The organism is Streptomyces sp. NPDC101165 (assembly GCF_044768135.1).
GTDB lineage: Bacteria > Actinomycetota > Actinomycetes > Streptomycetales > Streptomycetaceae > Streptomyces.
Window position 1 is genome coordinate 1 of the sequence record NZ_JBIWPG010000043.1, and the last position, 19,281, is coordinate 19,281.

The 19,281-nt window shown below is 68.2% G+C and carries 18 protein-coding genes and 4 pseudogenes; 10 read left to right on the forward strand and 12 right to left on the reverse strand.

All coding sequences use genetic code 11. From position 1 onward, the window contains the following. Positions 1-358 precede the first annotated feature (358 nt). The gene (locus ACIRVH_RS45910; protein WP_403966920.1) at positions 359-658 is read left to right on the forward strand and encodes a hypothetical protein; all 300 of its coding nucleotides are present in this window, start codon (positions 359-361) and stop codon (positions 656-658) included. Positions 659-995: 337 nt separating this feature from the next. Here the strand turns inward: ACIRVH_RS45910 and ACIRVH_RS45915 are convergent, their stop codons facing one another. Both ACIRVH_RS45915 and ACIRVH_RS45920 read right to left on the reverse strand, forming a co-directional pair. Further along, positions 996-1,208, reverse strand: coding sequence for a hypothetical protein (locus ACIRVH_RS45915; protein ID WP_403966922.1), 213 nt, complete (start codon positions 1,206-1,208; stop codon positions 996-998). A 181-nt stretch (positions 1,209-1,389) separates the two neighbouring features. After that, positions 1,390-3,036: an IS1182 family transposase gene (locus ACIRVH_RS45920; protein ID WP_403966960.1), complete on the reverse strand. Its 1,647-nt coding sequence runs from the start codon at positions 3,034-3,036 to the stop codon at positions 1,390-1,392. 315 nt (positions 3,037-3,351) lie between these two features. On the opposite strand from ACIRVH_RS45920, the gene ACIRVH_RS45925 reads away from it, so the two are divergent. Continuing rightward, on the forward strand, positions 3,352-3,666 hold the full coding sequence (locus ACIRVH_RS45925; RefSeq protein WP_403966963.1) for a peptidase inhibitor family I36 protein: 315 nt from the start codon (positions 3,352-3,354) through the stop codon (positions 3,664-3,666). Positions 3,667-3,944: 278 nt separating this feature from the next. Here the strand turns inward: ACIRVH_RS45925 and ACIRVH_RS45930 are convergent. Both ACIRVH_RS45930 and ACIRVH_RS45935 read right to left on the reverse strand, forming a co-directional pair. Beyond that, a pseudogene (locus ACIRVH_RS45930) lies at positions 3,945-4,112 on the reverse strand (transposase); the annotation flags it as partial. 369 nt (positions 4,113-4,481) lie between these two features. Then, positions 4,482-4,628: pseudogene (locus ACIRVH_RS45935) on the reverse strand (IS5/IS1182 family transposase); the annotation flags it as partial. 267 nt (positions 4,629-4,895) lie between these two features. Here ACIRVH_RS45935 and ACIRVH_RS45940 point away from each other — a divergent pair. Next, the gene (locus ACIRVH_RS45940) at positions 4,896-6,959 is read left to right on the forward strand and encodes an NACHT domain-containing protein (protein WP_403966967.1); all 2,064 of its coding nucleotides are present in this window, start codon (positions 4,896-4,898) and stop codon (positions 6,957-6,959) included. A gap of 119 nt (positions 6,960-7,078) precedes the next feature. Further along, complete coding sequence (locus ACIRVH_RS45945; RefSeq protein WP_403966925.1) at positions 7,079-7,753, forward strand: hypothetical protein; 675 nt, start codon at positions 7,079-7,081, stop codon at positions 7,751-7,753. A gap of 68 nt (positions 7,754-7,821) precedes the next feature. Here ACIRVH_RS45945 and ACIRVH_RS45950 read toward each other — a convergent pair whose 3' ends face one another. Both ACIRVH_RS45950 and ACIRVH_RS45955 read right to left on the reverse strand, forming a co-directional pair. Beyond that, the gene (locus tag ACIRVH_RS45950; protein WP_403966927.1) at positions 7,822-8,055 is read right to left on the reverse strand and encodes a hypothetical protein; all 234 of its coding nucleotides are present in this window, start codon (positions 8,053-8,055) and stop codon (positions 7,822-7,824) included. Position 8,056: 1 nt separating this feature from the next. Beyond that, a complete protein-coding gene (locus tag ACIRVH_RS45955) occupies positions 8,057-8,515 on the reverse strand; it encodes a tryptophan 7-halogenase (protein WP_403966930.1) in 459 nt (152 codons plus the stop codon). 43 nt (positions 8,516-8,558) lie between these two features. Here ACIRVH_RS45955 and ACIRVH_RS45960 point away from each other — a divergent pair, with 43 nt between their 5' ends. Further along, positions 8,559-8,828, forward strand: coding sequence for a hypothetical protein (locus ACIRVH_RS45960; protein WP_403966933.1), 270 nt, complete (start codon positions 8,559-8,561; stop codon positions 8,826-8,828). Positions 8,829-9,219: 391 nt separating this feature from the next. Here ACIRVH_RS45960 and ACIRVH_RS45965 read toward each other — a convergent pair whose 3' ends face one another. Both ACIRVH_RS45965 and ACIRVH_RS45970 read right to left on the reverse strand, forming a co-directional pair. Next, entirely contained in the window at positions 9,220-9,612 is a 393-nt protein-coding gene (locus ACIRVH_RS45965) for a nuclear transport factor 2 family protein (RefSeq protein ID WP_403966936.1), read from the reverse strand. A 63-nt stretch (positions 9,613-9,675) separates the two neighbouring features. Further along, positions 9,676-10,902 carry an alpha/beta hydrolase family protein gene (locus ACIRVH_RS45970; protein WP_403966939.1) on the reverse strand — a complete coding sequence of 409 codons (1,227 nt, stop codon included), beginning with the start codon at positions 10,900-10,902 and terminating at the stop codon, positions 9,676-9,678. Between the two features lie 102 nt (positions 10,903-11,004). Between ACIRVH_RS45970 and ACIRVH_RS45975 the strand changes: the two genes are divergently transcribed. The 3 genes and pseudogenes from ACIRVH_RS45975 to ACIRVH_RS45985 all read left to right on the forward strand — a co-directional run bounded on the left by ACIRVH_RS45975 (position 11,005) and on the right by ACIRVH_RS45985 (position 13,651). Next, positions 11,005-11,598, forward strand: coding sequence for a TetR/AcrR family transcriptional regulator (locus ACIRVH_RS45975; RefSeq protein WP_403966942.1), 594 nt, complete (start codon positions 11,005-11,007; stop codon positions 11,596-11,598). Positions 11,599-12,137: 539 nt separating this feature from the next. Then, positions 12,138-12,515, forward strand: coding sequence for an NAD(P)-dependent oxidoreductase (locus ACIRVH_RS45980; protein WP_403966972.1), 378 nt, complete (start codon positions 12,138-12,140; stop codon positions 12,513-12,515). Positions 12,516-12,654: 139 nt separating this feature from the next. Then, positions 12,655-13,651, forward strand: a pseudogene (locus ACIRVH_RS45985) (helix-turn-helix domain-containing protein). Positions 13,652-13,732: 81 nt separating this feature from the next. Here ACIRVH_RS45985 and ACIRVH_RS45990 read toward each other — a convergent pair. Together ACIRVH_RS45990 and ACIRVH_RS45995 are read right to left on the reverse strand one after the other, a co-directional pair. After that, positions 13,733-14,077 (reverse strand): hypothetical protein, encoded by a 345-nt coding sequence (locus ACIRVH_RS45990; RefSeq protein ID WP_403966945.1) that lies wholly within the window; start codon positions 14,075-14,077, stop codon positions 13,733-13,735. A 103-nt stretch (positions 14,078-14,180) separates the two neighbouring features. Then, a pseudogene (locus tag ACIRVH_RS45995) lies at positions 14,181-14,648 on the reverse strand (transposase family protein); the annotation flags it as partial. 219 nt (positions 14,649-14,867) lie between these two features. On the opposite strand from ACIRVH_RS45995, the gene arr reads away from it, so the two are divergent. Beyond that, positions 14,868-15,278 (forward strand): NAD(+)--rifampin ADP-ribosyltransferase, encoded by a 411-nt coding sequence (gene arr / locus ACIRVH_RS46000; protein ID WP_403966948.1) that lies wholly within the window; start codon positions 14,868-14,870, stop codon positions 15,276-15,278. Between the two features lie 351 nt (positions 15,279-15,629). Here the strand turns inward: arr and ACIRVH_RS46005 are convergent, their stop codons facing one another. Continuing rightward, positions 15,630-17,078, reverse strand: coding sequence for an ArnT family glycosyltransferase (locus ACIRVH_RS46005; protein ID WP_403966951.1), 1,449 nt, complete (start codon positions 17,076-17,078; stop codon positions 15,630-15,632). A 774-nt stretch (positions 17,079-17,852) separates the two neighbouring features. Here ACIRVH_RS46005 and ACIRVH_RS46010 point away from each other — a divergent pair. Continuing rightward, positions 17,853-19,022 carry a hypothetical protein gene (locus tag ACIRVH_RS46010; protein ID WP_403966954.1) on the forward strand — a complete coding sequence of 390 codons (1,170 nt, stop codon included), beginning with the start codon at positions 17,853-17,855 and terminating at the stop codon, positions 19,020-19,022. A 2-nt stretch (positions 19,023-19,024) separates the two neighbouring features. Here the strand turns inward: ACIRVH_RS46010 and ACIRVH_RS46015 are convergent, their stop codons facing one another. After that, on the reverse strand, positions 19,025-19,162 hold the full coding sequence (locus ACIRVH_RS46015; protein WP_403966957.1) for a hypothetical protein: 138 nt from the start codon (positions 19,160-19,162) through the stop codon (positions 19,025-19,027). Positions 19,163-19,281: the final 119 nt, after the last annotated feature.

Sequence of the window (19,281 nt, forward strand, 5' to 3'; positions counted from 1 at the left end):
AACTCCCACTGCCCGTCGGTGAGTTGCCTACGTGTCACACCCAGCGTCCTACCAGGTCCGGCCCCCGCACGGGACCAGAACCCGAGATTGATCACAACATCACACAGCCCCTAGATCCGGAGCTGGGTCGAGGGCAAGAGGCGGTCAGCGCGATCACCTTGCCGGCCTTCACCACTCAACCGGCGACCTGGCACAGTCCGAGGGCGCCGTAGGGGCGCGCACGGTGAGCCTGAACGCGCTGCAGCTCCCGGCGCTCTGGCGAGCCACCCCCGTGCGCCGTTGCTGTCGACGTCGGGGCGGGGAGATCGTGGGTCGGCATCCGTCGAATCCAGCCGATAACTGACAGGAGCGCCCGACCATGGCCATCATCGTTACCTTCGACCTCGAGAACACGCCTGCCGCCCAGGAGTTGTACGACACCTGCATCGATCGCGTCACCGAAGGCCAGGGCTTCACCTCCGCGGCCGACCTGCCCGTAGCAGGACTGCTCGCGCACGTCGCGGGGCCCGTCGGCAGCTGTTGGCGGGTCACCGACGTGTGGGAGTCTCCCGAGTCGTTCGAGGCATTCGCCAAGATCCTCGGCCCTGTCATGGCCGACCTGGGCTACGGACATCTCCAGCCGGACGTCTCGCCCGCCCATAACGTCGTCCTCCGCTGAGCCGAACGGCCGGTGAGAGGGGCGGTCCGCACGCGTCTCTTCCGGCCCGTCCTGTGATGTGGCGGCGTCGGCCAGCACCGTGGGTGGGGTGATGCCGACCTGGGCGGCGATGCCCGACAGGAGGAGACGTCAGCCGGCCTGAGAAGCTGGCGGCTGGTTCCGGTGCTGTCCTGCGGCTGAGCCCTGACCAATATCTGTGCGAGGGCCGTCGGGCCGCGCTGGAAGGTCTGCTGTGCCGTACTCGGGCCCTTCCCGCTTCCTTGACCGCTGGGGCCGGGGTGGGCTGCTTGGCGGGTCTGATTGTCGGTGTGGACTGTCGCTGCTGCTCTTTCGACAGCTAAGGCCAGGAGTTGGCCGGCCGCTGGATCCCTGTGGGGTCGTTGCCCTCGAAGAGCACGCCGGGCTGGATGTCGGGCAGGGAGCCGTGGGGGTCGTCGGCGGCGAGGTCTGCGAGGATGCGGTAGTGGCGTTGCCAGTCCAGTGGCCGCGGGCAGTCCCAGTCACGATCGCTGGCTCGCTGGCGACTGCGCGCGCTCTGCTGCTCGCCCACTGGTCCTTCCCCAGGCGGCTTTTGCGGCGGAGGTTGGCCATGTGTTGCCTGATGGGCGCCATCGCTTCGCCCTCGTCCCGGACGGTGTCCTGGCGGGGCACAAGGTGGCTGGTGGCCCGCCGGCTCAGGGCCCGTGCCGGCTGCTTCCGGACGCTGTTGGTCAATTCCGCCCCGCTGGATCTCATCCAGTGGGGCGGAGTGCTGCGAAGGGTGAGATGCGGGTGGGGGCGAGGGGTCTGCCAGTGAGCCAGGCATCGAGGCGTGCGAGGTTGATGGCCGCGCCGGTGAAGTGGTGCTGGAGGCGAGTTTTGGAGAGGCCGCGGTAGCGGGATCTGCGCAGGCCGAAAGCCTGGACGCCCTGGGAAATGGTGCCTTCGACGCCGGCGCGGTGACCGTAGCGACGGCGCCAGTGGTCGGTGTCCTGCTCGATGCGGGCTTGCCGCAGGACGTCGTGTTCGGCATGCGTTCTGAGGGTGAGGTTGCGGCCGGTCTTGGCGTTGGTGCACGAGGCTCGTAGGCCGCAGGGGGTGCAGTGGCGGGCGGCGAACCGGACGCGGGTGATCGCGGTGCCCTCCTGGCTTCGGGCCTCTCGCCATTGAACGCTGGTCTGTCCGCCGGGACAGACGGCCCGGCGCTGGTCCCAGTCGACGGTGAAACGTGTGTTGTCGAAGACGTCCCCGCTCGACTGCCCCTTCACGGTGCTGGCCTTGACGGGGCCGACCAGTTCCACGTTGTGATCACGTCGGGCGTGGTGAATCTGCCCGGCGTCGACGTATCCGGCGTCCACGAGGTGTTCGTCGGGCAACAGCCCGCGCTCGGCCAGGGCGGTGTGGATCTCGCCCAGGACGACGACATCGGCCACGGGGGCCGGTGTGGTGTGGATGTGGGTGATCAGGTGCGGGGCGTCGGGCTCGCAGGTCTCGCTGAGGTGGACCTTGTAGCCGGACCAGTCCACCTCTCGTTTCGATCCGGTGCGGGCATCGGGTTCATGCGGGGTGTGTAAGCGGATCAGACCCGGCGGGGTGTTCTTCGGCTCGCGCCAGCGCACGACACCGTCGACGTGTTGGAACTGCTGCACCCATGTCTGCCGCAGGGTCTCCACCGCGGGCAGGCGCTTCGGTCCGGGTGGGGCCTGCGCGGACCGGACGGCCTGAAGCAGTGCCATGCCGTCGGCGCCGCACTGGTCGCCGTGCGCGACGCGGGCGGCCCACCGGGAGGGGAAACGGCTGTCCTCCGGCCGGGTCGAGTAGCGATCGAACCACTCGGGCGCCACCACTGTCACCAGCCGGTCCCCGGCCACTTCGGCGATCTGGTTCAGTGCGGCGCGAAGCGTCTCGACCACGAACTCCAGCCGGTTCAGGTCCCTGGTCGCGGCCAGTACGTGGGTGGCGTCCGTGCGCTGCCTTCCGCCGGCCTTCACCAACCCGGCTTCCCCGGCCGCCCGCAGCACCGCGTCGAACACCCCCCGGTCCGCATCCGCCTCGGCCAGCCGGGCACGGAACTCGCGGAGCACGGAGAAGTCGAACCCGGTGTCGGTCAGCTCCAGCGACAGGGCGTACTTCCAGTCCAGACGTGAGCGGACCGCGTGCGTGGCCTGCCGGTCCGTCAGACCCTCCGCGAACTGCAACACCGACACCAGCGCCAGTCGGGCCGGCGACACCGCCGGGCGCCCTCGCACCGGGAACAGTCCCTCGAACTGTGCGTCTGCGAAGACCGGCCCGAGCGTGTCCCGCATCCGCATCGCCAGACACCCTTTCGGGAAGACCGCACGCGTAACCCGCGCGGTCTCCTCCGGGATCTCCGCCAGCTCCACCCCACGCAACGACACGAAACCACCCCTGAACACGACGACGGCCTGCACAACCCCAACGGGGTCGTACAGGCCGTCGTCACGCATGCCCCGGATTTACCAACAGCGTCCGGCTGCTTCCGGGACGGGCCTTTGCATGATCTTCGACGCGGCCCTGGGCAATTACGCCGTCGCCGCAACGGGACCCATGGCACGCCCTACCCTTGCAGGAGCGGCACCCTTCCATGTCCATGACCAATCCCTGGCGGCCCGCCTTGGGTAGAGCCCGAGGTAAGGCCAGCAAAAGGAGACTCCCATGCGAAGACGCGGCTCCGAGCCCTTCTGCTCACCCTGCTGGCCACGACCGCAGGCGGCCTCGTCCTCTCCCCGGCGCCGGCATCGGCCGCAGAGTCGTGCCGCACCGGATGGCTGTGTCTGTACAAGGACACCGGCTCCAACAGCATGGCCTTCACCACCCAAAGGCACGGCGTCTGCTGGGATCTCCTGAACTACGGGATCACCAACGTGGGATCCTACTGGAACAACTTGTCGGTGTACGTCGATTTCTTCGACGTGAGCCAGGGCGAACACGTATGGAGCATCCGCCCCGGCGGCAGCAGTTCCAACGCGACTTCGTTCACAGGCCAACGCTACGTCTGCACCCGCTGACACCCCGCCCCGCGAGCCTCCGGGTGCGGCCCCGGCAGCCCCGGATGCCTCTGGCCAGATGCCGCACACGGGCCGTCTGCACGAGCGGTGGTCGCGGCAGCTGCGGGTCAGCGGCGCCGGATCTGCCGGGACGGTGACTTCCTGGTCGCGGTGGCGTACTGCTACGACATACTGACACCCCATCAGTGCAACAATATGTTTAGGGAGAACGGGTCAAAGATCCACTTGATCACGGGCCGGAAACGGGCTACCGCTATCCCTCGGGATCTCGGCCGTCAACCTAACTTGGCAGTCGGCTTGTCGAGGACGGCCCGCAGTTTAGGCTCGCTGTTGGGCAGCTGCTTGTCGAAGACCTTCTTGCCGGCCGGGGTGAGGCCGTGCCCGTGATGGGCGCTCTTGCCGACGTCCAGGCCGAGGGAGACTCCCACGTCATCGATGTCGTACAACCCATCCTCCCGAACCGGGTTCGTGCGGTGCTCGCCAGGGCGTTGGCGTCGTATCCGCGCATCCACGTTATGCGGAGCTGCCGCCCGAGCGATGCCAGGCATTACGCCAGGCCGGGCGGTAGTCAGACCTCTCATCAGCGTCTCCAGCGGCGCCTCTCGGGCCCGGTGACACCGGTCATCCGTTCGACAGGGGGGAACGGTCATGCCGGGCCCGGAGACGCCGCCTCGATGGGGCCGATATAAACCGCCCAGCCTCCCCCGACGGCGCCGGCCGCTACACCAGCGCCGTCGGAACTCGTGAACATTTCGATTCCCGGGCAGGCATAGGGCCCTTCTCGGTAAGCCCTTGTGACGTTCTGTGATCTGCGTTCAGACAGTGCGGTCGTGTTCGAGTTGGAGCAGGACGAGGGCGGCTCGGGCGATCCGGGTGATGGCCGCGGGGTCGAGGCTGACCCGGCGCAGGGCCTTGAAGGTGACCTTCAGCAAGGCGTTGGCTCGCTCGGCAACGGCGTGGAGGCCCTGGATCTTCGCCTTGGGGGGCGGTCGGCAGGGGCCTGCTCGGTGTCCCGGGTGGCGTGTCCGTCCGCTACGCCACGGTGGGGCTGCCGCCGTCTGATTGCGCAGAGCGGCCTTTACCGGTCCCGGCGTCGTCAAACGGTGGTCTGGTCTGCGTCGGATACGGCAGGATGGGATGTTATGGGACGTGGGGGGCCTGGCTGGATGCCGGGGCGTGTCAGGGGGCAGTACCTGCTCCTGGTCGTGCTGGGGGTCGCTGGACCGTTGGTGCTGGCCTGGCGATTCAACCTGGGGGTGGCCCAGACCGCGGTGGCGGTGGTGACGGGTCTGGGCCCGGCGTACATCGGCTGGGCGGGGTTCCGCATTGCCTGGAAGTCGTTTCGTGCCGACCGGGCCGAGGCAGCCACTGTCGCCCTGGCCATGGCCGCTGACCTGCTGGCTGTTGCCGTGAAGACCCAGTGGGACAAGGAGGCGGCCGCCCGCCGGGTCAACGATCCCTATCCGCTGCCGGTGGCCTGGCGGGCTGCTGACCAGGACCTTGCCGAACCGTGGCTGCTGCTGAGGGATCTGGTCCGAGCCTGGCCCGGCGGACCGCCTGGCGACCCCGCGCAGTGGCCGTCGCACGCAGCCGGGCTGGGCGGCCAGGATTCAGAGATCGGCACGGTGTTCGCAGACCGGGTGCCTACCCGGCGGCTGGTGATCCTGGGAGAGCCCGGGGCGGGCAAGAGTGTGTTGCTGATCCGGCTACTCCAGGACCTCATCGATCGCCGTGGCGATGGCGACCCGGTGCCCGTGCTGTTCTCCCTGGCTTCTTGGAATCCCCGCCAGCCGTTGAAGACGTGGCTGGCCGATCAGTTGCGGCGCGACCATCTCGGTCTGGGCGACGCCGCACCGGGCCCGGTCTCGACCGCCGCCGACGGGCCCGGTGACCTGGCCCAGGCGCTGCTCGACACCGGCCGCGTCCTGCCCCTACTCGACGGCTTCGACGAACTCCCGCCCGCCCTGCACCCGGTGGCACTCGATGCACTCAACCGGGCGCTGCCTGCCAAACAGTCCCTGGTCCTGACCAGCCGCACTGCCCCCTACCGGGCCGCCCTGAACAGAGCGGATACCACTGCCGCAGTGCGTCTCAACGGTGCCGCGGCCATCCAGCTGCTGCCGCTCTCGCCTGAACAGGCAGCCGTCTACCTGCGCCGGGATGCGGGCGGCCCGGACACCCCCGCCGCCGCACGGTGGGACATAGTGATCTCGCAACTGGGCACCGACACCCCGGTCGGGCACGCACTCAGTACTCCGCTGGGCCTGTTCCTGGCTCGCACCATCTACACCCCCCGCCCCCACATCGCCCCGGGACCTGCAGCTCCGTACCCGGATGAACTGTGCGACACCACGGTCTTTCCCGACCGTGCCGCCGTGGACACCCACCTGTTCAACGCCTTCATCCCCGCCGCTTACACCCCCGACAGCCCCCGCCCACTGCGCTGGACAGCCGAACAAGCCCTCCCCGCCCTGGTCTTCCTCGCCCGGTTCCTGCAGACCCACCGCGGGGGCAGTCCCGACCTGGCCTGGTGGGAAATCCCCCAAGCCATCCCGGCGCGCACCCGCCGCCTGACGAGTGGGCTCGCAAATGGGCTCACCGTCGGACTCCCGGCCGGTCTCATCGGCAGGCTCGAAGGCGGCCCCGCGGTCGGGATCGGAGTGGCGATGGCAGTCGGTATCGCAGTTGGGATCCGGGCCGGGCGCACGCTGGAGCGCAGAGTGGACGCCAGCATCCCGCGAACCCAGCTTCGCTGGAGGCCCGCAGGACTCGTGTTCTGGCTCCTGTTTGGGCTCGTAGCTGGGATCATCTATGGGCTCATGGCCGGTTTCGTGGTCGGGTTGATAGCCGGGCTCACGGTCGCGATCGGGGGCGGGATCACCAGCGGGCTTAGGAGAGAGGAACCTGATCTGGCCACCGTCAACAGGCCGGCCTCACACTTCTCCTTGAATCGCCGTGCCTACATCGTGGGCCGCCCCGTGTCCTTGAGCGCGCTCGTGTTGATCGCCTACCTGGTGACGGGCGGGTCCATGGTCGGTTTCGTGCTCATAGTCATGGGCGCGTTCGCGGTGGTGACCGTGGGTGAGCTCGTGGGCGAGCCCAGGCCCGGGCACGGAGGGGAGTGGTCATCCTTCGTGATGGCTCAGGCCTACCTGGTGATGCACCGCAAGGTCCCATGGGATTTGATGGGATTCCTGCAGGACGCACACGAACACCGCTACGTGCTGCGACAGGTCGGCGCGGTGTACCAGTTCCGGCACATCGAACTGCAGCGCTACCTCGCTCAGCAATAGGCCAGAGCGCCTTTCGATCCCGCTTCCGGACTCCGTCGCCCAACCCTTGCTGGCCATCGCGCAGTTGCAGGAGATCACTGGCGTACTCGCCTCCCCTTGACCCGGACACCGAACAGCGCATGCGCGCCCACCACGCCCGGGCCGCGAAGGCCCTGGCGGTCCAGGCCGAGCTGGGTGGGGAGTTCTGGGGTGGGCTGGGCGCACTCTGGGGGCCCCGGGCCCGCACCGCCGCTGGCGCCTCGGTGTGGCTGCGGCAGGTGTCCGCCCGGGCGGACAAGGCCTCGGGGAAGCTGTGGGACGGGGCCGCCGACGCGCAGTGCGCCTTCGGCGACCTCGACGCCCGCCGCCCCGCGCTGCTGGGCATGTGGGAGACCACCGACGACGGCACCGTCTATCGGGCGGATCTGTCGGCCCGCGTCGACCAGCCCGTCCTGTCCGACGCCCCGATCCTGAACGGCACGGGAAAGAGCACCATCGCCCAACATGAGCCTCCTCCAAGCCGCAGAATGGTCGGACGAAACGAGAACGCTTCAGGAATTCCGAAGTTAGGTCACAAGCCGGCCGAGCACGCCAACGAGAGAGAAGCCCCAGGCCAGGGACTCTGGACCCCAGCTGGAGTAACGGGAACTCACGAGATGTCGCACAGTCGAGCGGCGCGGGGAAGAGCGTGGCGCTCCGGGACTGCGGCACAGCGGTGCGACCGCCGTCCGGCGATTGAGGAACAACGAACCGACGGACGGCGGCCCCGTGCTGTGAAGAACGAGGTCACTGCGCGCACGACCAGCCCGACGTAGCCGCAGCTCAGCGGTGCTGAGAGGCTTCTGTGGGAAGACCTCACGGCTGCCCCGGCCCGGGCGACCCGTCAGATCCCCAGCGCTGCGCGCACCATGCTCCACGCCACGCGCTCGGCCGCCTGCTCCTCGTCCTGGTCCACCTCGGCGCTCTCCCAGCCCTCGGCGTACCGCAGCACGTTGGACAGCGTCTCGTGGTCGGCGGCGCCGCGCGGGCCCTCGAAGGGAGAGTGCAGCCGTCTTGTCGTTGGCTTAAAGGTCCTGGGCCGGGCGACACCACGCTGCCGCGCCGGTGCGAACGGCACGTCACCCACCCGGCCTCGGCCGCTCAGGCGAACGGCTACGGCGACGGGTCCAGAAGGGGGTGTCCCAGCGCTCCTCGGCCCGGTAACACAGCCTGCAGGCGTCCAGGTATTCCGCGTGGATCGCCTCGACCCGTGCCGCATACCGGCCGAGCGCTCCCCGGTCGCCGGCGGCGTCCGCTCCGACGGCCTCCGCCGCGGTGACGCCGGTGGCGAGCGCTGTGAGGATTCCCCGGCCGGCGATCGGGTCCGAGGCGGTGGCGGCGTCCCCGACCGCCGCCCAACCGGGTCCGGCTGCCGGGCAGGTGTGGCAGCCGGCGGCGCGTACCACCCGGAGCCGGACCGCGGCCGGGCCCGTGCTGTGGTCCACGCGCGCGCGGACGTGTGTGGTCGCCATGAGCTCCTCCCACCAGTTCCGTGGCCGGTGGAAGGCGTGCTCGGCGACGACATCGGCGTCGGTCATCAGCTGCTGCCGGATCGTGGGGGAGGTGCGGACGTCCGATGTGATGAGCGAGGCCGATTTCCGGTCGCTGTATCGACGGCTGAGAGACACGGCGCCCGGCGGCGGCACGCGCCGGGGCGCCCTGGAGACGATCACCGGGGCACAGGTGCTGGCGGCCGTCCGCGAGGTGCGCTCCGGGCGCACGGTGTCGCTCACTGCCCCCGTGAACACGCGTATCGCACCGGACGACGCCGATCCGGCCGAGTACCGGCCCACCGCTCCGGCCGGCGGCCGCCCTCGTGCGAGCGGCCTGGATTTCCCGCGCGACCGTTAAGCCATGAACATTTACGGTGCTGTGCTGTCCGGTCGGAATCCGGAGACGCTGAAGGAGCTGCGCGTCGACCGGCGGGCATGCTGGCCGGTTCGACGCCGAGCCGGCCCGCCGCTGCTGCCGGAAGCTTCGCCAAGCTGTGCGCCTATCCGGTGCCGCAGTTGCTCGATGCCGCCGAGGTAGGGCCAGACGCGCGGGTGCTGGATGCGGGGACCGGACCGGGGACGGTTGCTGCTGCGCGGACAGACGATCAGGGCGACGGCTGCGCCGTCTGCGGGGCGGGCCCCGCGTCGTCCAGGTCCTGCTCACGCTCGTACAGCGCACGGGCCTCGGTCACGGCGCGCTGCCAGCTGCGCTCGCTGCCGGTGTGCGGTGTCTTCGCGGCGTGGGGTGGTCAGCGGGCGCTGCCGATGTTGCGGTCGGCATCGGAGCCGTTGAGCATGAGGGTGGTTTCCTCGATGCGCTGGAAGCGGCCGTCGGGGGCGAGGTCGGCGAAGACGTAGACCTCCATGCTGACGGTGGAGCCGTCTTTCTTGGTGATGTGGCAGGTGTGCCGGTCGGCGTACTTGGTGCCGTCGTACAGCTCTTCGTGGACCTCGACCTCACCACCGGCGACGAGCGTGCGCAGGTGGCTGATGTGGTCGAGGAACTGGGTGCGGTCGGCCCACTCGCCGTCGGTGCGCTGGCGGTAGTCGGGGGTGAAGTGGCGGTCGGCGGCCTCCTCCAGGGTGATCTGGTCGTTGAGGAGCAGGTCGGTGAGGGCGGCCTTGATGCCGGTGCGGGTCATGAGAGGTCCTTCGAGCAGAATCAGACGAGAGGGATTCGCGGTGGTGCCTGGTGGGCCGGTGTCTCAGGCGCTGGTGGTGGTGAGGGTGTTGTCGAGCCAGTCGTAGATGCGTGCCTGGGACAGGCGTATGGCGCCGGGGTGGCAGTGGGCGCCGGCGCCTTCCTCGGCGGTGAACAGCATGAGGGTCTTGGGGCAGGTGAGGTGGTTGTAGAGCTGTTCGGGCTGGCCCTTGAAGAACTCGTCCTCGGCGGCGTCGCAGACGAGGGTGGGGCACTGGATCCGTTCGGCGATGCCGTCGGCGAGGGTGTAGTCGAGGTAGGAGGCGTTGAAGGCGCGGGGGGTGTCGACGCCCATGACGTACATGCCGTGGTTGATCGCCCACCTGGCGGTTGCGTCCTTGGCCATGATCTGTTCGAGGGCGGCGTCGAGTTCGAGGGCGGTTTCCGTACGCAGGAGGCGTTCGGCTGCCTCGCGGTCGCCGGGGATGTTCCGGACGGATATCTGGCCGAGGTCGTAGAGGCCGTCGACGGCTATCAGCGCGGCCAGCCGGTGCTCGAACGCAGCGGCCCTGGGGGCCAGCACGCCGCCCATGCTGAGGCCGAGCAGGGCGATGCGACTGTTGTTGACTTCCGGAATGGTCTCGGCGAAGTCGACGACGGGGGTGATGACGTTCTCCCAGTCGGGGCGGAATACCAGGCCCTGGTGATGCCTCGGTCCGGGCATGCCGGGTCCGTCGAAGACCAGGACGGTGTAGCCGCGCTCGACGCCGGCCAGCGCGCCGAAGAAGTGCATCTCCTCCGCGGTGCCGTCGAAGCCGTTGTGCATGATCAGCGTCGGCCGGGGAGTGCCGGAGTCGTCGGCGCGGTAGAGGTAGCCCGGCAGCGTGGTGTCCTCGTACGGGATCTCGACCGGTTCGATGCGCGGTGTGGTGTAGAGGGCGGCGGCGACTTTGAAACACTCCACGGAGCGGTCGTAGGCGTGGTCGTGACGCGGGTCGCAGTTCTTGCCGTGCAGGAAGAACTCCGCCGACCGGTAGTAGTTCGAGGCCCGCAGGAATCCGTCCCGGGCGCTGACCTTGTGACCGGCCTTCAGGGCCTTCTCGGCTTCGGCGGACACACGGTCGGCGGTGGCGAGCCATTCGGTGTGCCAGCTGTCGTAGTCGCCTTCGGTGATGCGCTCGCTGGTGGAGACGACCTCGCCGAAGTCGGCTCCACCGTAGGCGATGTGGCTCATCGAGCGCAGGGTCTCGTACCAGAACTGGGTGTTGTTCGGGAACAACAGCTGCTTCATGATGCACTCTCCTCAGAATCGCAAGCACAGATTTGTGCTTGTGGAGATGACTGTAGGCCCATCAGGCTCTGTGAAGCAAATGTCTGTGCTTACGATGGGGGTGTGACCCAGAAACAACCAGCCCCACGCATCCGCAAGAGCCCCGAGCAGGTCCGCTCGGCCGTCCACCAGGCGGTCATCGATCTACTGTCCGACCCGGAAGGAGCCGACCTGACCATCCCTGCGATCGCGCAACGTGCGGGCGTCAACCACACGAGCATCTACCGGCGTTGGGGCAGCAGGGAGGCGCTGCTGGCCGACGTGGTCACCACCCGCCTCGAACGCGACTCGCCGCTCGCGGACACCGGCACCCTGCGCGGCGACCTCATCGCCTGGGCGGAAGCGGGGGTGGCGAGTATCCGCACGCCCGAGGGGCGCCTCCTTGTACGCGCCGTCGCCCTGTCCATGCCCGCCAGCGCCCAGGCGCAGGCGGAACGCGCGCAGCACTTCCAGCGTCGGATGCACTCCATCGAGCAAATCCGTGAGCGAGCCGCCGCCCGCGGCGAGAACCCCCCGCCCCTGGAACAGATCCTCGACCAGCTCCTCGCACCGCTGTACATTCGGGCGATCTTCGGCATCGACCCCCCGGCCACCGGCTACCCCGAACTCCTCGTGGACAGACTCCTCGGCGGCGCGGGCGGGCCTGGTACGGCCTGAGCGACATGCACCTGGGCCTTTCGGCTCCCTGGCGCTCATGCCGGAGAGCCGTGCCGCCGTCGGCGGGCACGGTGCCGGTCAACGGGCCGGGCGTGTCCGAGCGGAGGTTTTCCGTGATGCCGCCGGGATGCCACCGTGCCGTTCCCGGGCCGCGAGCCCCCTCTCCCGGCCGCGCGGCCCCGGAGTGGTGGGGTGCGGTGCGGGCGAGGTCGGGTACCTCCCAGCGGACGACCAGGTCGGTGGCGTACTGGGAGGCGGCGAAGCGGCCGGCGGCGATCTGAGTGGCGACGACCGTCACCATAATCACGGCTCAGCCAGGCCAGCGATCAGGGGCGGTCCTGAGCGGCTACCTGATCGCAGCGACAGAACCTAGCCCCCAGCCTGACCCATGCAGTGGGGCAGCCGCTCGTGACACTGCTGGGCCAGGGTGAATTGGGGCCCGCCTCAGCGGGGGCGTGAGACGGGTCGACTGGTGACGGCATCGCTCTGCAGAACGAAGGAAGTGCAGGGCGCGGGCCCCGATCGATGCGGACGCGGACATCACCGACCCGCAAGCAGTGGCACGGGCCGCCTCGGGCCACGATGGTGCGATCGCGGCCGTGGCGCCCGCTGAGACTGACCCGAGAGCCTTCCTCCAGGCTGCGGTAAACGGCTTGGTGACCGCCCTGCAGAACGCGGGGGTTACCCGGCTGGTCTGGGTGAGCATCGCCTCGTTGCTGCCCGGTCCCTCCGGAGTCCCGGCCGTCGACACCGACGGTCTTCCGGCGGAGTACCGGCCGTTCTCCCTGGCACACCGCATTGCGCTGGAGACGGTCAAAGCGTCCGATCTGCAGTGGACAGCCGTGAGCCCCGCGGGAGACTTCGCCCCGGACACATCACCCACCGGCGGATACGCCCTCATCGAGGTCGAGACCTGACCAGTCGAATCACCCACGCTGACCATGCCCGCGCGCTGGTCGACATGGCTGAGCGGTCCGGCTTGCGTGGCGAGCATTTCGGAGTGGTCCCGCTGTCCCCCGACGAGAAGGCATCCGTTGCCACCGGGGACGGCCAACGGTGACCCACCGCAACGCACCCCTGTCGCCCGAGGGCCGCCGTCGTCTGATCGAACGCTGCGCGAGTCGGCCGATCGCCCACGTCGCAGCGGAGATGGGCATCTCACGCGCATGCGCATCCAAGTGGGTTGACTGTTATCGCCGTCATGGTGAGCTTGGCCTACTGGACCGTCCCTCAACGCCCCGACAACAGCCCACGGCGACGTCCACGGACGTGGTCGTCCGCATTGAGCACCTCCGACGCACCGAGAAGTGGTCGGCGGCAAGGATCGCGTTCGAGCTCCAGGCGGAGGGCATAGCCATCAGCCGCCGGACGGTGTCACAACACTTGAACGCCCTGGGGCTGAACCGACGCAGGTTCATCGATCCCAGCGGCGAAACCAACCGCCAGCAGCGCCAGATCACCGCACGTCGGCCAGCGCACATGGTCCACCTCAACATGAAGAAGGTTGGCCGCATACCCGACGGGGGCGGTTGTCGCTCGCACGGACGAGGAAGCGAACAGGCCAAGGCTGTCGAGCGTCGCAAGAAGCGAACCCAATGCGGCGGCTACGTGTATCTCCTCTCCGCAGTCGACGGTTTCAGCCGCCTTGCGTACAGAGAAGCTCTGCCAGACGAGAAGGCTGTCGCTGCTGTCGCGTTCGTCCACAGGGCACGAGCCTGGTTCGCGGCCCACGGCATCACCCACATCGAACGCATCGTGACCGGCAACGGCAGCTGCTATCGCGCGGACACGTTCACGTGATCACTCCTCGGATCACGACATCAACGGATCACGCCCTACACGCCTCGCCACAAAGGTGGAACGCTAAAACCGGATCCTTGCTGAAGAATTTCTCTACGCCCGCACCTGGACTTCCGAAGATCAGCGGCGCAAGGGCCTTGCCGTCTGGAACATCCACTACAGCTACCACCGACCCCACAGCGGAGCAGCCAGCCAGCCGCGGGCCACTCAACTACGCCAGGGCGTCACCAACGTCCTGACCTCATACACTTAGTTGGCCCTCGGCGGTTGCCGGCCAGGCGGTTAAGCGGCCACGCTCAGCTCCGGCACAGACGACAACCTTCCCCTGGGCGCCTCAGAGCTGCGCCATCGGCTGTCCCTTCTGTTCTTCGGCGTCCTGTGGGAGCGGCCCGACCGGCGTAAACGCTGGGCGCTGCGGCACCACACTGAGAGCATCATCGACCCCTACGACCTGGCCGCGACCGTCCGGCAGGCCTTCCTCGACGAACTCGCCTACGGCAAAGCCTTGGACGAGTCCCTCGGGGACACCGAGTCGACCTTCCATGGCGTCACGACCCCCGTGGTCAAGATGCTGGACTGGCTCATAGGCCGCCACCCGCAGGCTGCCCACCGCACGATCGGCGAGATCGTCGGTGAGGCAGAACGTCGACTGGACATCCCGCGTGACGTCACCGCGCAAACCATCCGGACCGCGCTGGGCCTGGACAGCCGGCTGCCCCGTCAGGTGCGCCTGGACTTCCTGGACCGGGCACTGCCTCCGGCCACCCTCGACTGACCCTCGGCACGGTCACGCCCTGGCAGCGCCGGCTGAGCCCGGAGGCACGCCAGGCGTGCGCGTCCGCCGTGGTCCCCGGCACCGGGCGGGCCGCCACGATCACCAGCCGGGTGTCCGCGTCGACGATGACCTGTACGTTCGCGGAGAATCGGTAATTGTGGCTGGAGGCGGCCACACCCCGGTCGCGGACCGGGATGAGGGTGTCGTCCACGATCCACATCCGGTCCGGGGCATCGGACGGGTAGGAGACGGGCTCGAGTGCGAGCAGCGGTCCCAGCCGCTGGATGACCCGGCAGACTGTGGAGGAGGAAACGCCGAACAGCGGGCCCAGCTGCCGCGTGGTCAGGTTCGTGCGGTAGTGCACTGCAACCAGCAGCACCCGCTCGGCAAGCGGCAAAGACCACGGTCGGCCCTGCAGCTTGCCGTTGCCGCCCCTCTCCCGCACCACCTTCAACAGCCCCGAAAACTGCGTCATCCGCAGCCCCGTGAACGTCTCCACTCACACGCCAGCCCTTAACACCCCTGGCCATACCAGGGAGATGCCTAGATCAGAGTCTTGTGCAACACCCTTTTAGCGTTGTCCCGTAACTACTGGTCAGGGTTAGCTGATCTTGCTGTGGCTGGTGTGATCACGGCGTCCGGGCCGTCCTGGACAGCTCGCCGTGACGTCAGCTTGGTTTGATAACCTGTGGCGATGGACGAGGTGTTGGACGAGGGGCCGTTCTTTCACGGCACAAAGGCAGAGCTGCAGGTCGGAGATCACCTCACCGCCGGTTTCCGTTCCAACTACCGGCCCGAAATCGTGATGAACCACATCTACTTCACCGCGTTGCGCGACGGCGCGGGACTCGCCGCCGAACTCGCCGCCGGCGACGGGATCCCGCGAGTGTATGTCGTCGAACCGACCGGGGAGTTCGAGGACGATCCCAACGTCACCGACAGGAAGTACCCTGGCAATCCCACCCGCTCCTATCGCAGCAGGGAACCGATCCGGATAATTGGCGAGGTCACTGACTGGACGCGACAGACCCCCGAAGCACTCCAGATGTGGCGAGACCGGCTGGTCGCAATCCGTCTGGATGACCGCGCTGAAATCATCAACTAAAGGTTGCTCGGCAACCGCTGGTCACGATGACATGATCTTGGTGTAGGCGGTGTGATCACGGTGTCGGAGCCGTCCTGGATAGCCCCGTTGGTCGGGCTGAGCCCGCGCTGTTTCGGCAAGCTGGGTGCCGAGTTGCAGACCATCATGGCTCTGCGGTTGTACGGACCTCGCATCTGTGGACGCGAGCCTGCTGCACCAGGCATCCCACCGCTCCCTCTTGCGGCTGCCTTCTTGGCCATCATGCGACCTGGAACGGTTCCGCGACCTTGATTTTGCTCCTGTGTCATCCGGTGCACCCGGCTGACGCGTGTGTCGATCGGTGGTCGGCCAAACCTGATGATTGATGGCGGGTCAGTATTGGCGTATTGACGGCCAGAGCAGGGACCACCGCTGGTGTGTGCCTTTGCACAGCATGACCTTGGCGTGCTGCTCCTGGTTGCTGATGCCGTGGCCGTTGTCGATCCGGCCGACGGTGTGGCAGTGGGTGAAGGGCTGTTCCAGGGGGTGCTGGCCGTCGGCCTGTTCGACCAGCAGGACGGGGCCGTCGTAGTTGTCCGGGGGTGGGCCCCAGTCGTACAGGCTCATGTGACCGGAGTAGGCGATGGGGAGCCCGTAGGCGGGCCCGTAGTGGGCGAGGGCGCCGGCCTCGCCGTAGTTCGAGGTGAGCAGGACAGCGTGGGCGCGCTGTGCTGCGGGGATCGCGGTCCAGGCGGCCGCGGTGGCACGGGCGAATTGGGGCCAGCCGACCTGCTCGCCCTGGTCCGCGTCGATGGCGTTGGTGATGGTGACCGCCGAGACCGGTAGGACTGGCAGTGCGGCCAGGGCGCTGGTGGCCGCCGCCAGGAGAAGGAGGGGCGTGAGGGTTCGCCAGGAGCGGCGGGCACGGTGAACGACGGGTTCGCAGCCGGCCGCCGTCACGGCGAGCAGCATCGGGAGTGGGTAGTACGGCTTGCCGCCGCCGAGGAGCACCAGGATGCAGAGCACCGGGTAGGCGAGCGCCAGCGGGCGGGCCCAGCGCAGCTCGTCATCGCGGAGCAGCCTGCGCAGGCCCACTATCGCGACGGGAACGAGGACCGGGGAGAACTGGAGCAACTGGAGCGGAAGGAACAGCAGCCGTCCCGACACGCCTTGGACGTGGCTGAGAACCCGGGCCACCTTCAGCTCGGGCCAGTCGTGCGTGGCCTGCCACCAGAGTGTGGGTGCGCAGATGAGCAGCGCGAGGATCAGCGCGAGCAGCCCTCCGAACAGCAGCCCTGCGCTGTTGGGCCGGGGGCGCCGCGCGAGCTCGCGCCAGGGACGGGCCACCAGCAGGCCCAGCGGCAGTGCGAGGAGCAGTGCGAGGAGCAGCGACAGGACGAGCTGCTTGTTCAGCAGCGTCACCCCGATCACCGCGCCCAGGGCCGGCCACCAGCGGGGGTCTCTGGTCCGCAGCAGCCGGAGCGTCAGGAGCAGGACGCCCAGCTCGGCGGTCAAGTCGAAGGTACTGGTGGAAAGCAAGTGGCCAATGGCCAGGACGTAGCCGGAGCAGGCACAGCACCCAGCCGCGAAAATCTGCCCGCCACGACCGGCTCCCAGCTCCCGGGCCAGCAGGGCGGTCAGCATCACGGAGCATGCGGAGAGCAGCGCGGGTATGACCCGCAGACCTGTCGGGCTCGTGCCGAATACGGCGGCGCCGGCCCGGGCGAGCAACGGGGTCAGCGGCGGCTGGTCGACGTAGCCCCAGGCCGGATGTCGGCCGGCGAGCAGGAAGTAGAGCTCGTCGCGATGAAAGCCGTACCTCCCAGACAGCGCGACCAACACTGCGGCGAGAACAGCCGCCACCAGCGCGACCGGCCGTAACGCGAACGGTTGCGGACCAAGCCGCCCATCCCCCCGAATGTTCACCGCCGCAGTCTGGCAGCCACGCTCGGCAGGGCCAAGGGGGGCACCGCGGAAAGCCAAGTGGGCAGATCAACTGAGCAGGCATGGCGAGTTCCTGAGTACGAGGTGGGGATCTCAGCGCTTTCTCGACGGCGCTCTCGGCTTGCTTGGGATGCATCCCCGGTCCCAGTGACGCCTGAACCCTGCCTCCGTATTGCAGCTGAAGCCAAGATCGTCGGACTTAGAGACCGGCCTTGGGGGAAGAACACGCCTCAACCCTTGATCGCTTCCCGCACGGTGACCGAGGTGCTGGCAGGCTCGCCCCGCCTGGTACCGGAGTCAGCGGGGAGGGCGGGGCGGTTCGGTAGTGTCGCACCCAAAGTGTAAAATCAGGAAAATTTGCCCCTAATGGGCTAATCTTAATTTCGAGGAGTGCTTCGTGCTCTGGCCGCGTTCGATGGCCAGCGGGGCCGTCAGAAGGTGCCAACCGTGGGCCAGCCGTCCAGAACTTGACAAACACCTGGCCGGCGCAGCTTCCCGAACGAGCCGATCTCCTACAGCCCGAGCAACAAAGCCTGCGCCGACCCGACGGCTGCAATACAACGTCGATGAGTTCCTCTGTGCCAATGCGCCTCGCTGTCTGCTGCCCTCGGGCGCACGCGGTCGAGCAAGCGATGAGCCTCCGTCATCCGCGTCGTAACTACAGGAGGAACCATGGGCGCCGAATCACGCAGCAATGTGCCCACCGCGACCGCCGACGCGGCCGCGCCGAACCCTTCCGCGAGCAATCCGAGGATCCAGGTGATCGGCGACGGCTCCACGTCCGACACCGGGCCCCAGCCCCATCAGCCGAAGCTGGAGCGGATGACGCCCGGCGAGTCGCCCCCGCAGTTCGTGGTCTTTTCCTGGGACGGATCGGCAGAGCTGGACACGAAGCTCTTTTCCCGCTTCCGCCGGGTCGCGCTCGACCACGGCGCCGCCATGACCTTCTTTCTCAGCGGCATCTACACTCTGCCAGAGGCCAAGCGGAACCTCTACCACCCACCGCAGCACCCGGTCGGCGCCTCCGACATCCGCTATCTCAGCGACGAGCACATCCACTCCACCCTTGAGCAGCTTGGCAAGGCCTGGCTGGACGGTCACGAGATAGGCACGCATTTTAACGGCCACTTCTGCGGCCCCAACGGCGTCGGCCGGTGGTCCCTGGCCGAATGGCGAAGCGAGATCGACCAGGCAATGGGCTTCGTCATGAACTGGCGCACCAACACCGGCTTCAGCGATTTGCCGCCACTGCCCTTCGACTACCGCAAGGAACTGGTCGGTGGCCGAACCCCCTGCCTGGAGGGACGGAACAACCTGCTGCCGACCGCCGCGGAACTGGGCTGGAGGTACGACGCCAGTTCCCCCGGGGGACGCCAAGTCTGGCCGGACAAGGTGCACGACCTGTGGGACCTCCCGCTGCAGTCCATTCCGTTTTCCGAGCACGCCTCCCAGGTGCTGTCGATGGACTACAACATCCTCTTCAAGCAGACCGGCGGCGTCCTCCAGGGCGATGCCGCGATGCGCCCGACCTGGAAACGGCAGGCCCGCGATGCCTTTCTGGCCGGGTTCCACCGTGCCTACCAGAGCAACCGGGCACCGTACTTCGTCGGTAACCACTTTGAGCAGTGGAACGGCGGGATCTACATGGACGCGGTCGAGGAGGTGATCGGGGAGATCGCCGGCCAAGCGGAGGTGCGGCTGGTGTCCTTCCGCCAGTTCGTAGCCTGGCTGGACGCCCAGGACCCGGCAGTGCTGCGCAAGCTCCGTACACTCAACGTGGGCCAGGCCCCGGCCGACGGCTGGGAGGCCTTCCTCAGCGTGCCCGCCGCGTCCCCCGCGTAGCCCTACCGCAGGGTGGGCCAGGGCGCCCGCAGCGCCAGGCCCGCGATACGGCCGACGGTGCCCAGCTGAGTTGGCGGCGTCGGGCCGCTCGCAGGCGCGCTGGTGTCGGCGCCGGTCGAGCCACCATTCAAGCCGGTCACATGAGGATGGGGGAAGGACGACTGTGAGGTGACCCCGGCGGTGTGGACACACTGACAATGGATCTTGCAGATCCGAGGAAGGGTGTCCTGGTGGGACGGAAGTCTCCGTATCCGGAGGA

Bases quoted from the DNA above. Each gene is read 5' to 3' on its own strand.
- ACIRVH_RS45910 (WP_403966920.1), top strand. From the start codon at position 359: ATGGCCATCATCGTTACCTTCGACCTCGAGAACACGCCTGCCGCCCAG.
- ACIRVH_RS45945 (WP_403966925.1), top strand. From the start codon at position 7,079: ATGCGCGCCCACCACGCCCGGGCCGCGAAGGCCCTGGCGGTCCAGGCC.
- ACIRVH_RS45955 (WP_403966930.1), bottom strand. From the start codon at position 8,515: ATGACCGACGCCGATGTCGTCGCCGAGCACGCCTTCCACCGGCCACGG.
- ACIRVH_RS45960 (WP_403966933.1), top strand. From the start codon at position 8,559: ATGAGCGAGGCCGATTTCCGGTCGCTGTATCGACGGCTGAGAGACACG.
- ACIRVH_RS45965 (WP_403966936.1), bottom strand. From the start codon at position 9,612: ATGACCCGCACCGGCATCAAGGCCGCCCTCACCGACCTGCTCCTCAAC.
- ACIRVH_RS45970 (WP_403966939.1), bottom strand. From the start codon at position 10,902: ATGAAGCAGCTGTTGTTCCCGAACAACACCCAGTTCTGGTACGAGACC.
- arr (WP_403966948.1), top strand. From the start codon at position 14,868: ATGGACGAGGTGTTGGACGAGGGGCCGTTCTTTCACGGCACAAAGGCA.
- ACIRVH_RS46010 (WP_403966954.1), top strand. From the start codon at position 17,853: ATGGGCGCCGAATCACGCAGCAATGTGCCCACCGCGACCGCCGACGCG.